Genomic DNA, 13,315 nt, shown 5'->3' on the forward strand with positions numbered 1-13,315 from the left:
CCAGCCACACCTCGTGAACTGCGACTGCTCTGTCTGCTGGTCGAAACATCAACTGAGTTTTACAGCGTCCCGCTCGGAACCATGCACCCAGTGCCGCCCCGCGCAAGTATCAAAGGTCGATGGCCGTCTGCTGGTAGTCCCGGCGTCGTACTGCGCCAAACACACGCCCAGCGACCGACCGCCCAGGTATTGGCACGTCTACAGCGACACGGGCAAACCAACGCCATGCGTGCCACTGCGCGAACCGTTCAATTTGGAGTAACCGCCTAATGATCCCGCCACGCCAAACCAATATTGAGGATAAAGAGCGCCGTTTCTACGTCTGCGCCCCGTCATCGGCCTACTTGGCACTACAGCAAGAGGCAATCCAGCGTGGCACTGATCTTTGGACGCTTGGCGGCTCGGTGCTGGTGTCGTGGATGAATGCGGGCTGCCCTGATTTTGCTCCTGCACAAGAATCTGACTCTATCCCCGCCCCGTCGCCTTCGTCTTCGGTCGCGGACGAATAGGAGCCCGACCGGTAGGCCGCGCAAGGCCGTAGAGCGTAGCGTGCCTTGCGCGGACTACAGGGCTGGCTACCGTCCGCTGTGACCGAAAGAAGGTGCCGGGGTGGGGATAGAACCCCGCCCCCGAGACCGGAGTAGAAGGAAGCGCTCTTGATCTGCTTTAAGCGGCCCGGAGGGTCAAGAGCGAAAAGGATCGTTACTCGGCAGGGGCAAGACAAAACAGCTCCATCGTTTTGGCTTGGTGAGCGAAGCGAGTAGAGCCTGACCCGTAAGGGGTCGCCAGCATCAATTGAATTGATAGTTTGCAAGTTCGAAAACGTCATTAACGCTCATTAATACTATTTCGGTTTTACCGCATGAAAAGTTTTGATAACTGAAAATCGGCTAATTAGCTGAGTTATAAATAGAGCAACGAAACGCCCGAACAATGACAAAGGCCATATATCAGGTCAGAGACCACTTGCGCCAAAAATCATAAAACGGGAAATAAACCGCGCAATAAGCGCACAACTACAGGAAATAACAGCATGAATGTAATGTTCGCTTCTAACGGTGGTCTGGTTGAACTTTGGGTAACTAAGACCGACACATACACCTCCAAAACCACTGGCGAGGTATACGCCAATATTCAAGCCATTGGCCCTATTCCAGAAGGTGCCCGTGGCAACGCCAAAGGCTTTGAAATTACTGAGTACTCCTGCGAACCGTCGATTCTGCCAAAGGTAGTTTTTGAAGGTTCCCCAGTGTTCTGCAAGTTCAAATCTGTAGTGCGTCCGACTAAAGACCGCTTCGGCAACATCACCAACGTGCAAGTGTTGACTGAGTTGGTAGAAGACGCACCTGCACCACGCCAAAACCAGCAACAGCGCCAAGCTGCACCAACTGCTGACGCTGCCAAGTCCTAAGGGGTAGGTCGCCATGTATCGGTATTTGTTTATAGCGGTATTAGCGGGGGCTGCTGGTTATTGCTGGGGGCTTGTTGACGGCGCTCTTTTGGCTGACCAAGTAGCCGCCACGGCGACCTTTTAATGCTTCCCCTGTGCGTCCACCTCGACCAAGCCACCAGCGCGCTCATAGCAGCAGGCGAGTTCACTGGTGAATGCACGGGTTACGTACTCATGACGCCTGCCGACTGGGCAGGCTCCATGACGGTGGCGCAGCTCTTCGCCTTCCCTGATCCATTGGTGTTTGCTGCTGCGTTTACCGCTTCCTTCGGCGCGGTCATTGGCTGCGCCGTCGTAGCTCACGCTGTCGGCTCTGTGGCCGGCTTTTTCGATTCAAAACACGATATACAGGAACTTTGACTATGAAAATGCAACAACTGCTCAACCGCGCTGCCGGCCTGACCGTCACTGCAATTGCTGTAACTGCTGCGACTTCCCTGCCTGTCCTTGCTGCTGACGGCGACATCGACTTCAGCACCATGATCGCCGCTGTTTCCGGTGCCACCGTAATTGCCGCTTTCCTGGGCATGGGTGTCGTCAAACTCGGCCCCAACTTTGCCAAGTGGGCAATTAACAAGGTCGCCAGCTTCTTCCCTGGTTAATTCCAAAACTTTGTTTTACCTGGGCACCTTCGGGTGCCCTTTCTTTTCGTGGGGTGGGTAATGATATGGATAGTATTCGCGGCTTTTTTCGGTCTGGCCTGTGGCTCTGTTTCTTGCTATGCGTTTTATCAGTAGCCTCGCACTCTAATGCTGCAACTCGTAAGCACGTAACAATGCCAACGGCTCAGTCCGTTGCAACTTCCCCAGGCGCAGGCGTTCCGGTTAAGTCCGGTTCAACATTATCAATCCCAGGTGCTGCTCAGGGCGAGTACATACCCTTTCAGCCTGGTGATCGTAAAGTACCGTTGAAAGTTATCCCCACAATCGACTATTCAATCCCTCGCACTATCGAAGCAACCAAAGGTTTTCTAAAGAACAATGCCGCTTCCATTGTCGTCGGTGGTGTCATCGCTGGAATGGTTGCCGGTTTAGATTGGGTCATGGGCGAAGGTTCAGAACTTCAAAAAATTGACAATAGCTCTGTCGATTACATCCCGACCGGCTCTGACTCTTATTGGAGTATTTTTGCTAATGTCAAAAAGCCTTCTGCAAGTTCCGCATGCCAGCATTTTGCCGATGATTTTGCTCGCAATACTTACGGTGCATCTATTACATCGGTTTCAGTCACTAATGTTCGTCCTGGTATAGATGCAACTTGTTCAATTAAGTATTCGCAGGGCTCCAGCACAGGTACTTTAGTACCTGTCGCTCACTTCCATGCTGGTTCATGTCCAGCCGGTCTTATCCCTAGTTCTGACTTTACGTCTTGCATCAACCCCGCTCCCGTACCGGTCACTGAATCTGACTTCTCTTTGATTGATGCCTACGCCAATGCTCAAAACAGTCAATGGCACCGCAACCTCCTGAATGAAGCCTGTAATGGCTCTTCACGTTGTTATGACCAGCTTAAAGAGCGCTCCCAGCTTAACGGCCCTACTACTGTTCAGGGGCCAACTACTACAACGTCTGGCACTTATACAAAGCCTGACGGCACTGTCGGCACAAAGGCAGCCAGCACCACCACAAATTACAAAGTTACATACGGCCCGACTTACTTTGACTTTTCTAAAACTCAAACAACTATTTGGAATGAAGATGGTCAGCAAGTAGGCGAAGAAACTGTCACTGAGAATGACGACATCGAGGCCGAAGAACCCGCAGAAAAACCCCAAGAAGAGCAGGTGGCTTCACCTTGTGAGGGTTCAAGCTGTGATGGCCCGGCTTATGAAGACCTTTATTCCCCATCTGAACTAACCAAAGAGGATCATCTTGATAGTTACTCCGACCGAGTTTCTTCTATCCCCATAATTTCCGCTGTTGGTTCGTTGTTTGATGTATCTATCTCTGCAGGTGCATGCCCAACCTGGTCTTACAATTCCACCCTCGATCTAGGCATTGCATCTATGCCTATAGACCTAAACTTCGATTATCACTGCTTGCCCTGGTTCGTCAGCCTCGGCCCCTGGATACAAACAATATTTCTCCTCGGCTGCACTCTCGGCGCTATTCGCATAGGTATTCTCTGATGATTGCCACCATAGTTAGTTGGTTTAAAGCGCTGCTTGCCTGGTTTCGTCGTGTCTTCGAATGGCTCAAGGGCATCTTTGAAGACTTTATGGAATTCTTCTTAGACCTTCCCGTTGTAATCCTTGAGGGAATATTAGACGGCGTCATATATGTCTTGTCTGCCATCCCTGTTCCTGATTTTGTTGAGAGCGCTAGTCTCCAGGGCCTTTTTAATTCTCTTGGCCCTGACATTCTCTATTTTGTTGACTTCTTTGGTCTGCACTACGGCCTTGCTGTTATCGGCACTGGTGTTGCCTTTCGATTAACTCGTAAAGCTCTGACTCTAGGTCAGTGGTAGGTAGGTCGCTATGATTTTTGGTCATGAGGGTTTGCCTCGTTCTGGTAAGTCGCTTGAAGCAATGCGTTATGTTTGCGATGCCCTTGCGGCTGGTCGAACTGTTGTTACCAATATTGCAGGTATTAATCATGCTTTCTTTGCATCTCACCTCGGCATTCCAATAGACACAATTAAGCGTCTTTTGATTTGTATTGAGCCACCCGAAGGCATGCCAGAAGAGCAGGTGGTGCCCTATGTAAAAGAGCAGTTCTTAAAGCATGTAATTAACGGTTGCCTCTGGTTTTGGGATGAAATAAATCAGTTTTGGCCCCCTGACCGTCAGCCGCTATCGCCTGATTGGGCTAAGTTTGTAACCGAGCACGGTCATAAAGGCATGGATATTTGCATTCTCGGGCAGGACTTGTCTGAGCTTCACAAGACCTGGCGCGGTCGATTAGAGCGCTATACGCGATTTACTAAACTCAGCATGAAAGGCAAAGATGATAGTTATCACTGGTCTAGCCTGACCAACGTTGGTCGCGGTAAATTCAGGCAAACCGCCCAGGGTGAAAAGAAGTACAACACTGCTTTCTATGGTGCTTATAAGAGCCATGAGGATGGAACTGAAAACAAAGGCAATCTAAAGGACTCTCGGTTTTCTATTTTCCAGGGAAAGCATAAGTTCTTTGCCGCTGCTTATGTCATTGCCCTTTTTTTCGCTGTTTGGCTGATTGCTGATTTTTGGGGCGGTTCTGGTGTTGGTGCTGATGATGTTGAGGTTTCCCCGGCAGTCGCTCAAGCCACTCCATCCCAGCCTAAGCAACAGCCTGCCGCTCAGGCGCAGCCTCAGCTTGTTCAAGCTCAACAGAGTACGCAGCAATCTGACCCTGAGCCAATCGACTACCTGGACAAATTCGCACAGAAATTTCAGCCCAGGCTTTCCGCCATTCTCGATCGTAAAAACCTTGAGCCGGGCAAGCCTGCTTTTGATTTCGTGATTGATTTTCTAGACCCGGCTTACCGGGTCAAAGAGCGCATGAATAGAGCGGACGTGGCGTCCCTCGGTTGGTCTATCGAGCGCAAGCCGTACGGCCTTCTGCTCACTAAAGACGGTGTTTCTCACGTTATCAGGCCATGGCCCCTGGACAACTTCGGGAAAGCTCCACGCGAGACCATTGCGGGTCTTAAGCCTGCGCCATAGGCCGTCTGTGCTTGCTCAGCCGGCCTATGGCGCAGTCTCTATCCGCTTCGTCTGTCTGGCGCTTTACAAGTTAATTCTGACGTCCCTGTAGCACGTCAATAACACACATATCAAAACGATCATTAACGCTCAATAAGGGGTGTTTCGTGGCAAAAGATCAAATCCGGGTTCTGTTTGGTGCTGATGGCGAAGTTACAGAAAGCCCAAAAGGTCGTTTCTTCTTCGATAGCCATTTGGCCAAGTTCACTGACCTTTCAGCCGTTCGCCTTCTCCGCTGTGGCGTCGATACCGTGCGCCAGCTCTACGAGGGTCTCCTTCGTCCTGAGTTGCTGTCTCTTTTCGGTGAAAAGCCCGGCATGGTCGATTTTGCCGGTTACCGCTTCCACGCCTCCCGCGTTGGCCGTGACAGCGGCTATCAATTCAAGCTCCAGAATGCTGACCTCGGCCTGATTCTGCTGCTCAAGAATTTCAACAAGAAAATCGACGCCATCGGCCCACACCTCAAAATTGAGGTCTCACCGCATGCTATTGACGCGCATGAACCTGAGCGCCTGCAGGAGCTAATGGATCGCCTCGCCGTTGAGTCCATGTCTAACGTCGCCCCCAAGCAATGCGCCGTACACCTTGCCCTTGATTTTCAGGGCTGGACGCCACCTGAAGACATCGTCGCATGCATGCACTGTAAGGCTACTGCACAGCGTAGTTTTGACGGCATCAGCCGCTTCGAGTGGGCTGACAAGTCCGCCACTTATGGTCGTGGCCAATCGTATCTTTTCGGCTCGGCTGGTGCCTGCCAGCTCGGCCTGTACAACAAAACGCTGCAAGCCAAGGCCATTGATAAACTCGACTGGTGGGAAGGCGTATGGCGTCGCGGTGATAACCCTTTTGACGCTGATGATGCCTGCAACTATGACCCTGACGCCCCTGTATGGCGTGCTGAGTTCCGCTATCACCACTCCATCGTTAACCAGTTCGCTGCCGGTAGTTGCTCGACCGGTACTGGCGATTTTATTGAGACGCGAACCTTTGCCGAATTTGCACCGCACCTCGACGGCCTCTGGCGCTATGGCATTAGCCATTTCCGCCTGCTGTCTCGCCCTGGTATCAATGACCCGCTCTGGACGCTGATTCGCGATGATGTGACCGTTGAAACGGGTGTTACCTCCCTGTTCGATGAAACCTTCTATAAGCGCCGTTACAAGACCGCCACTGGCTTCAGCGGCAAGAATATTGATTTGATGATTGGCAACGCCATCACTCTCGCTGCGCGGCAAGGGTTGGACGCAAAAAAGACTTTTCAGGCTCTTAAGAGCCTGCCCTTTTGGCCTCTGATTCGCACCTATTACCGTGACAAGGGCATGACCCCTCAAGACGTGCGCGCCATGATCGGTGAGCGATTAGAAGAACGCATTGTGCGTTGGGGGGTCGCCGTCTAATGTCGATCACGGCCACTGCTGACGGACGCTGGAAGGTCGATATTGAGCCTGTTAAAGGCCGTCGATTCCGCAAGACTTTTAAGACCAAGGCAGAAGCAACCCGTTTTGAGGCGTCATGCCGTATTGACTGCATCAAGGCTACTTCCTGGAACCCCAGGCCAAAGGACAAGCGCAAGCTGTCTCAACTGATAGAGCAATGGTTTGATCTTCACGGCCACACCATCACTAGCGGACGTCGTCGAAAGAATACCCTGTTGCTTATGGCGTCCCGCTTGGGTGATCCGGTTGCCACAAAATTGACTGGCGCACACCTCGCCCACCTCCGTCGATCTGAGCTAGAAGCCGGTGCTGTGCCCAAGTCGATCAACAACCGTTTTACGTATCTGAAGGCCGTATTCAATGAGCTTCGCCGCCTAGGTGATATCGACTATGCGAACCCGCTCGACTCGATAAAGCCGCTCAAATTTCAGGAGCGTCAACTATCGTATCTTTCGACAAAGCAGATTTCGCTTTTGCTCGAGTCGCTCGATAGGCTCAAGCGTTCGCCAAGCGCTCGCCTCGTTTCTGAAGTCTGTTTAGCTACTGGTTCGCGATGGTCTGAGGCTGAAAGCCTGACGGCTGCTCAGGTCGTCCATGATGCTGTGACCTTCATTAATACGAAGTCGAAACGCACCCGTACTATTCCTATAAGTCCAGCTCTGCAAAAGCGCCTGCATGCGTTCTTTGATCAGCACGGACGCTTCACGTCCTGTATGCACTCTTTCCGCTCTGCCCTCGTGGCAAGTGGTATCAAGCTGCCAAGGGGTCAGGCAACTCACGTCCTGCGCCATACATTCGCCAGCCACTTCATTATGAACGGCGGAAACATCCTGACCTTAAAGGAGGTGCTCGGTCATTCCTCCCTGACAATGACAATGCGCTACGCGCACCTTTCACCTTCGCATTTGCGCGATGCCCTGCGCCTTAACCCTTTGGATGGTTTCGACACTTCTTCGACACACGCAAAAGCGAGCAAGAGAAAAACCCTTAAAAATCAATCGTCTGCGACTGATGCGCCATAGGTGTCCGATTGTTTATAGAAATCATGCAGATGACGCACTAACACCATGATTACCGCTGCTACCGGGAGTGCCAGGAGGATGCCGGTGAAGCCGAACAGTTGGCCGCCGGCCATGATCGCGAAGATTACCGCGACCGGGTGCAGGCCGATGCGGTCGCCTACCAGCATCGGTGTCAGCAGCATGCCTTCGAGCATTTGCCCGACGATAAAGACTGCGGCGATGGCCACCAGAGGGTAAGGGTCCATGCCGAACTGAAACAGGCCGGCCGTCAATGCCGCGCCGATGCCGACCACCACGCCGAGGTACGGCACGATGCTGGCCAAGCCGGCCAGCACGCCGATCAGCAGCCCGAGTTCCAGGCCGATCACCATCAGGCCGGTGGCATACATCACACCCAGCGCCAGCATCACCAGTAACTGGCCGCGCAGGAAGGCGCCGAGCACTTCGTGGCATTCGCCGAACAGCTGTACAACCAGGCCTTCACGGCCGCGCGGCAGCAAGCTGCGCAGCTTGGCGACCATCAGATCCCAATCACGCATCAGGTAGAAGCTCACCACTGGAATCAGCACCAGATTGGCCAGCCAGGCCAGCAGCGCCAGGCCTGAAGAGGTGGCGGTGGACAGCAGCATGCCGACGATATCGGTGGTTTTACCCAATTGCCCGGACAGCGCGGTTTTCAGCTGATCAAAGCGCCAAAATCCTTCGCTCAGACCGAGCTTGAGCTGAACCCATGGCAGAGCCTGGTTCTGGGCCCAGTCGAGCATTTCCGGGATCAACTCGTACAAGCGCACCAGCTGCTTGCCCAGCATCGGCACCAAGACCAGCAGCAGGATGGCCATGATCAGGGTGATCAGCGCAAACACCACCACCACGCCCCAGGTCCGCGACAGTTTCCAGCGCTCCAGACGGTCAACCAGCGGATCGCCCATATAGGCCAGCAGCACGCCGATCAGAAACGGCGAGAGAATCGGCGCCAGCAGGTACAACAGGCCGCACAGTAGCAGCGCCCCGATTATCCATATCCAACGATGCGAATCGATCATGCCCAGCGCTCCATATGCCAACGTTTTATCCAGAAAACCCTCAATCCCGCGAGGCCCGCTATATAAGAAAACCGCAGCTCGATAGCTGCGGTTTTCAAGTCAGGGCACGGGGCAATCGCCGCAGTCTACCAGCGAAACCTCAGCACATTGTCACGCGGCGCAGCAGGCTCAGCGCCAGGGGCTGGCGGCGTAACGGTCTGACTGGCATCTAGCACTGGAGCCTCTGCCGGCACTTCCTGCAAGCGCGCCAAGCCCAGTTGCGCACGCAACTGCTCGGCATTGGCATTCACGGCAAAGGTCAGCGTATCGCCCTGCACCTTGCGCAGCTGCGCGGCGAACGGCTCAAGAATGCGCTGCAATTCGGCGTAACGCGCCAGGTCGACGCCCTGCACTTCCACCGTCAAGCCAGTGGCGGCGCCGGCAGCGACGATAAAACGTGGGGCCAGACGTTGATGGACGGCCAACAGGATGGCATCGGCCAGCGCAGCTTGATCGGCACCCTGCACAGTGCCTTGCTCACGCTCATCACCCAACCACAGGCGCCACTCGGCCTGCCACTGGCCGTTTGCTTCGCGCGCCATAACTGCCAGCAGGGCATCGGCGGCGTAGCGTTCGGAGGCTTCACGCAAGGCGGCCGGATCATTGGCCGTGAGGTTTTCCGGCACCGCCACCAGTTGTTCGGCCAGATCGGCCAACGGCAGGCGCAGCGGCAGACCACGGTGCTGCGCGGCCTGATTGAGCGGTGCGGCAGCGGCTTGACCGTCACCGAGCAGACGGCTGCCGTCACTGGCATCACTTAACCACCACAGCAGAATGCTTGGGCGATTAGCGCCCCACAGCGCCAGGCCCGCCTGACGCAGGTTGCGATCGGTGCTCAGTGGATCAAAGTCGACCAGCAGCTTGTCACCTTCATAGCCGTATTGGCTGACGATCTGTTGCGGGTCCTTGCGCAGCGCCGCCAGTGCTGGGCTTTGCGCCGCATCGGCCTTGCCGGTCAGACGCAACACCAGGGTATCCAGCGCGCGGCTCAGGGCGGCAGCGCGTTCTTCCGGTTGCTGGCTGCTGACCGCTTCGCGGACTTGGTAGAGATCACTCACCGGCGCGGCAAATGCCGGCAGGCCAGACAGTGACAAACAGGCAAGAAGCAGGCGAGCGGTCAAACGCATGGATGGATTCTCGACGGACGGAAAGCGGCGCGTAGGCCAGGTTTAACAACAGTTACAGCCAATCCACGCCAAATAGGGCCGGCAGCGGTAGCTCAGGAGTGCGAGTTTAGGTGCTGTTAAGGCGCATTCCAAAGCCCTTTAAGCCACAGACGGCCAACAACAGGCAGATTTCGAGCTTAAACAGCCGCCCCAGCACCCGCAACCATCGCGCCGCCTGGGTGGCCGCTGCCGGGTAAGCCTGATAAAATCGCGCGCCTTCGCAGACCGCCGCCACAAGCGGCGGTGCCAATCCGAATTTCCCCTAAAGGCCTGGATCTATGAGCAAGCAACCCTCCATCAGCTACAAGGACGCAGGTGTAGATATCGACGCGGGCGAAGCCCTGGTCGAACGCATCAAAGGCGTGGCCAAGCGCACCGCGCGTCCGGAAGTCATGGGTGGGCTGGGCGGCTTCGGCGCGCTGTGCGAGATCCCGGCTGGCTACAAACAACCGGTGCTGGTCTCCGGCACCGACGGTGTAGGCACCAAGCTGCGCTTGGCGCTGAACCTGAACATGCACGACAGCATCGGCCAGGACCTGGTCGCCATGTGCGTCAACGACCTGGTGGTGTGTGGCGCCGAGCCGCTGTTCTTCCTCGACTATTACGCCACCGGCAAGCTCAACGTTGACGTCGCCGCCACCGTGGTTACCGGCATCGGCGCTGGCTGCGAACTGGCGGGCTGCTCCCTGGTTGGCGGTGAAACCGCTGAAATGCCCGGCATGTACGAAGGCGAAGACTACGACCTGGCCGGCTTCTGCGTCGGTGTGGTGGAAAAAGCCGAAATCATCGACGGCTCGAAAGTCGCTACCGGCGACGCGTTGATCGCCCTGCCATCGTCCGGCCCGCACTCCAACGGCTACTCGCTGATCCGCAAGATCATCGAAGTCTCCGGCACCGAAATCGAAACCACCCAGGTCGACGGCAAGCCGCTGACCGACCTGCTGATGGCGCCGACCCGTATCTACGTCAAACCGCTGCTCAAGCTGATCAAGGACACTGGCGCAGTTAAAGCCATGGCCCACATCACCGGTGGCGGCCTGCTCGACAACATTCCGCGCGTGCTGCCCAAAGGCGCCCAAGCCGTGGTCGATGTGGCCAGCTGGACGCGCCCAGCAGTCTTCGACTGGCTGCAGGAAAAAGGCAATGTGGATGAGCACGAGATGCACCGCGTACTCAACTGCGGTGTCGGCATGGTCATCTGCGTGGCTCAGGATCAGGTCGAAGTCACCCTGCAAACCCTGACCGCCGCTGGCGAGCAGCCATGGGTGATCGGCCAGATCGGTGAAGCTGCCGAAGGTGCCGCCCAGGTCGTGCTGAACAACCTGAAACAGCACTAATGTCGGCACCGATGCCTACAGACTGCAATGTGGTGGTGCTGATCTCCGGCTCCGGCAGCAACCTGCAGGCGCTGATCGACAGCATCGCCCATGACGGCAATCCGGCACGCATCAGCGCGGTGATTTCCAACCGCGCCGATGCCTACGGCCTGGAGCGCGCCAAACAGGCTGGCATTGCCACCGCCGTACTCGACCACAAGCAGTTTGACGGCCGCGAGGCCTTCGATACCGCGCTGGTCGAGGCCATCGATGCGTTTGATCCGCAGTTGGTGGTGCTGGCCGGCTTTATGCGCATCCTCACGCCCGGCTTCGTTCGTCACTACGCCGGCCGCCTGCTGAATATCCACCCCTCGCTGCTGCCGAAATACAAAGGCCTGCATACCCACCAGCGGGCGCTGGACGCCGGTGACAGCGAGCATGGCTGCAGCGTGCACTTCGTCAGCGAGGAACTCGATGGCGGACCACTGGTCGTACAGGCAGTGGTACCGGTACAGTCGGATGACTCGCCCACCAGCCTGGCGCAGCGCGTACACGAGCAGGAACATGTGATTTACCCGCTGGCCGTACGCTGGTTTGTCGAAGGCCGTTTGCAGCTGACAGCGCATGGGGCCATGTTGGACGAGCAACTGTTACCGAGTACCGGACACCTCATTCGAACTTAGGAGACACCATGGGTCGCGCCTTACTGTTCGCACTAACGCTTCTGAGCTTGCCGGCATTGGCCGTTGAGCTGAAACCCTTTTCTGCCAGCTACACCGCCGACTGGAAGCAACTGCCCGTCAGCGGCAGCGCCGAGCGCAGCCTGCAAGCTCTGGATAACGGCCTGTGGCAGCTGAATTTCGAGGCCTCGATGCTGGTCGCCAGCCTCACCGAACAAAGCACCCTGCGCGTGGATAAAGAAGTCTTCCTGCCGCAAACCTACCTGTACGAGCGCAACGGCCTGGGCAAAGGCAAGAAGATCGAGCATGACTTCGACTGGAGCGCCAAGCAGGTGATCGGCAGTGACCGCGACACCCCGGTGCGCCTACCGCTGAACCGTGGCCTGCTGGACAAGTCGACCTACCAGTTAGCCCTGCAGTACGACGTAGCCGCCGGCACCAAAAGCATGAGCTACCAGGTGGTCGATGGCGATGAAGTGGAAACCTACGACTTCCGCGTACTCGGCGAGGAAGTGGTGCGCACCAAGGCTGGTCTGATCGATGCGATCAAGGTCGAGCGCGTGCGCGACCCGACGCAAAGCAGCCGCAAGACCATCCTCTGGTTTGCCAAGGACTGGAACTTCCTGCTGGTGCGTCTGCATCAGGTCGAGAAAGACGGCAAGGAATACCAGATCATGCTCAAGGAAGGCACAGTCGACGGCAAAGCTGTTCTAGGCCGCAAGGACTGAGTTAAATCGATGTAAAAAGCCGAGCTAAGTGCTCGGCTTTTTTATGGGCGGATTTCTGCAGGTTCGGCCTGGGCCATCACCACATCAGATCGTCCGGCACCTGATAAGCCGCATACGGATCATCAGTATCCGGGGCTTCGGTCGGGGTATTGAGCAGCACCACACGTTGCGGGTCGCGCTCTTGGATCTTCAACGCGGCTTCGCGCGGGATCACTTCGTAGCCACCGCCGTGGCGCACGATGGCCAGCGAACCACTGCTGAGCTTGTTGCGCATCAGGGTGTTGACCGACAGGCGCTTAACCTTCTTGTCATCGACGAAGTTGTAGTAGTCCTCGGTGGTCAGCTTGGGCAGGCGCGACACCTCGATAAGCTGCTTGATCTGCGCGGCACGGGCCTTCTGCTCAATCTTCTCTTGCTGCTGACGGTTCAGCTCCTGGTCGCGCGCGGCCTTCTCGGCCATGGCCTGCTGAGCGGCGAGCTTTTGCGATTCGTCCTTCTCGACCTGACCTTTATGCACCAGGCGCTGCTGTTTCTGCTGCTGCTTGCCGGCCTGCTTGGCCTGCTTTTCGTTGACCAGCCCGGCTTTAAGCAACTGATCGCGTAGTGAGAGAGCCATAACCTACCTTTCCAAACTTCAATATTAAGTGGGCGTACCCAGCGCAATCGTGACGCGTTATTCGTAGGGAGGATGACGCTTCCCCCATCCACCGTGTCCCTGGCAGTGGTGGATGAAAAAGCGTCATCTACCCT

General features: G+C 55.9%; 15 protein-coding genes. 12 read left to right on the forward strand and 3 right to left on the reverse strand.

What is annotated here, in order from left to right:
• The first annotated feature begins 13 nt into the window (after positions 1-13).
• The 9 genes from Q8O69_RS19110 to Q8O69_RS19150 all read left to right on the forward strand — a co-directional run bounded on the left by Q8O69_RS19110 (position 14) and on the right by Q8O69_RS19150 (position 7,593).
• Positions 14-262, forward strand: a complete 249-nt coding sequence (locus Q8O69_RS19110; protein WP_305593785.1) for a DUF5447 family protein — start codon at positions 14-16, stop codon at positions 260-262.
• Between the two features lie 771 nt (positions 263-1,033).
• Positions 1,034-1,411 (forward strand): DNA-binding protein, encoded by a 378-nt coding sequence (locus Q8O69_RS19115; protein ID WP_305593758.1) that lies wholly within the window; start codon positions 1,034-1,036, stop codon positions 1,409-1,411.
• Positions 1,412-1,534: 123 nt separating this feature from the next.
• Positions 1,535-1,810, forward strand: a complete 276-nt coding sequence (locus Q8O69_RS19120; protein ID WP_305593759.1) for a hypothetical protein — start codon at positions 1,535-1,537, stop codon at positions 1,808-1,810.
• Positions 1,811-1,812: 2 nt separating this feature from the next.
• Complete coding sequence (locus Q8O69_RS19125; RefSeq protein ID WP_305593760.1) at positions 1,813-2,052, forward strand: hypothetical protein; 240 nt, start codon at positions 1,813-1,815, stop codon at positions 2,050-2,052.
• 65 nt (positions 2,053-2,117) lie between these two features.
• Entirely contained in the window at positions 2,118-3,578 is a 1,461-nt protein-coding gene (locus Q8O69_RS19130; RefSeq protein WP_305593761.1) for a hypothetical protein, read from the forward strand.
• On the forward strand, positions 3,578-3,916 hold the full coding sequence (locus Q8O69_RS19135) for a DUF2523 family protein (protein ID WP_305593762.1): 339 nt from the start codon (positions 3,578-3,580) through the stop codon (positions 3,914-3,916). Before Q8O69_RS19130 ends, Q8O69_RS19135 begins: the two co-directional genes overlap by 1 nt.
• A 10-nt stretch (positions 3,917-3,926) precedes the next feature.
• The gene (locus Q8O69_RS19140) at positions 3,927-5,096 is read left to right on the forward strand and encodes a zonular occludens toxin domain-containing protein (RefSeq protein WP_305593763.1); all 1,170 of its coding nucleotides are present in this window, start codon (positions 3,927-3,929) and stop codon (positions 5,094-5,096) included.
• A 146-nt stretch (positions 5,097-5,242) separates the two neighbouring features.
• A complete protein-coding gene (locus Q8O69_RS19145) occupies positions 5,243-6,532 on the forward strand; it encodes a hypothetical protein (protein WP_305593764.1) in 1,290 nt (429 codons plus the stop codon).
• A complete protein-coding gene (locus Q8O69_RS19150) occupies positions 6,532-7,593 on the forward strand; it encodes a tyrosine-type recombinase/integrase (RefSeq protein WP_305593765.1) in 1,062 nt (353 codons plus the stop codon). The genes Q8O69_RS19145 and Q8O69_RS19150 overlap by 1 nt, the downstream gene beginning before the upstream one ends.
• Here the strand turns inward: Q8O69_RS19150 and Q8O69_RS19155 are convergent.
• Together Q8O69_RS19155 and Q8O69_RS19160 are read right to left on the reverse strand one after the other, a co-directional pair.
• Positions 7,566-8,636, reverse strand: coding sequence for an AI-2E family transporter (locus Q8O69_RS19155; protein WP_305593766.1), 1,071 nt, complete (start codon positions 8,634-8,636; stop codon positions 7,566-7,568). The two genes, Q8O69_RS19150 and Q8O69_RS19155, sit on opposite strands and share 28 nt — an antisense overlap.
• A 125-nt stretch (positions 8,637-8,761) precedes the next feature.
• Positions 8,762-9,802 (reverse strand): DUF2066 domain-containing protein, encoded by a 1,041-nt coding sequence (locus Q8O69_RS19160; RefSeq protein WP_305593767.1) that lies wholly within the window; start codon positions 9,800-9,802, stop codon positions 8,762-8,764.
• A 317-nt stretch (positions 9,803-10,119) separates the two neighbouring features.
• Here Q8O69_RS19160 and purM point away from each other — a divergent pair, with 317 nt between their 5' ends.
• From purM to Q8O69_RS19175, 3 genes are read left to right on the forward strand one after another with little or no spacing between them, the layout of a single operon-like run.
• Positions 10,120-11,178: a phosphoribosylformylglycinamidine cyclo-ligase gene (purM, locus tag Q8O69_RS19165; protein ID WP_305593768.1), complete on the forward strand. Its 1,059-nt coding sequence runs from the start codon at positions 10,120-10,122 to the stop codon at positions 11,176-11,178.
• Between the two features lie 11 nt (positions 11,179-11,189).
• On the forward strand, positions 11,190-11,840 hold the full coding sequence (gene purN / locus Q8O69_RS19170) for a phosphoribosylglycinamide formyltransferase (RefSeq protein WP_305593769.1): 651 nt from the start codon (positions 11,190-11,192) through the stop codon (positions 11,838-11,840).
• An 8-nt stretch (positions 11,841-11,848) separates the two neighbouring features.
• Positions 11,849-12,565, forward strand: a complete 717-nt coding sequence (locus tag Q8O69_RS19175; RefSeq protein ID WP_305593770.1) for a DUF3108 domain-containing protein — start codon at positions 11,849-11,851, stop codon at positions 12,563-12,565.
• Positions 12,566-12,641: 76 nt separating this feature from the next.
• Here Q8O69_RS19175 and Q8O69_RS19180 read toward each other — a convergent pair whose 3' ends face one another.
• Positions 12,642-13,181 (reverse strand): DUF2058 domain-containing protein, encoded by a 540-nt coding sequence (locus tag Q8O69_RS19180; protein WP_305593771.1) that lies wholly within the window; start codon positions 13,179-13,181, stop codon positions 12,642-12,644.
• Positions 13,182-13,315 lie beyond the last annotated feature (134 nt).

The organism is Pseudomonas sp. (assembly GCF_030690725.1).
In the GTDB taxonomy this organism is placed as follows: domain Bacteria; phylum Pseudomonadota; class Gammaproteobacteria; order Pseudomonadales; family Pseudomonadaceae; genus Aquipseudomonas.

Coding starts and splice junctions, on each gene's coding strand:
- Q8O69_RS19120 (WP_305593759.1), top strand. CDS start 1,535: ATGCTTCCCCTGTGCGTCCACCTCGACCAAGCCACCAGCGCGCTCATA.
- Q8O69_RS19125 (WP_305593760.1), top strand. CDS start 1,813: ATGAAAATGCAACAACTGCTCAACCGCGCTGCCGGCCTGACCGTCACT.
- purM (WP_305593768.1), top strand. CDS start 10,120: ATGAGCAAGCAACCCTCCATCAGCTACAAGGACGCAGGTGTAGATATC.
- Q8O69_RS19130 (WP_305593761.1), top strand. CDS start 2,118: ATGGATAGTATTCGCGGCTTTTTTCGGTCTGGCCTGTGGCTCTGTTTC.
- purN (WP_305593769.1), top strand. CDS start 11,190: ATGCCTACAGACTGCAATGTGGTGGTGCTGATCTCCGGCTCCGGCAGC.
- Q8O69_RS19155 (WP_305593766.1), bottom strand. CDS start 8,636: ATGATCGATTCGCATCGTTGGATATGGATAATCGGGGCGCTGCTACTG.
- Q8O69_RS19140 (WP_305593763.1), top strand. CDS start 3,927: ATGATTTTTGGTCATGAGGGTTTGCCTCGTTCTGGTAAGTCGCTTGAA.
- Q8O69_RS19115 (WP_305593758.1), top strand. CDS start 1,034: ATGAATGTAATGTTCGCTTCTAACGGTGGTCTGGTTGAACTTTGGGTA.
- Q8O69_RS19135 (WP_305593762.1), top strand. CDS start 3,578: ATGATTGCCACCATAGTTAGTTGGTTTAAAGCGCTGCTTGCCTGGTTT.
- Q8O69_RS19175 (WP_305593770.1), top strand. CDS start 11,849: ATGGGTCGCGCCTTACTGTTCGCACTAACGCTTCTGAGCTTGCCGGCA.
- Q8O69_RS19160 (WP_305593767.1), bottom strand. CDS start 9,802: ATGCGTTTGACCGCTCGCCTGCTTCTTGCCTGTTTGTCACTGTCTGGC.
- Q8O69_RS19150 (WP_305593765.1), top strand. CDS start 6,532: ATGTCGATCACGGCCACTGCTGACGGACGCTGGAAGGTCGATATTGAG.
- Q8O69_RS19180 (WP_305593771.1), bottom strand. CDS start 13,181: ATGGCTCTCTCACTACGCGATCAGTTGCTTAAAGCCGGGCTGGTCAAC.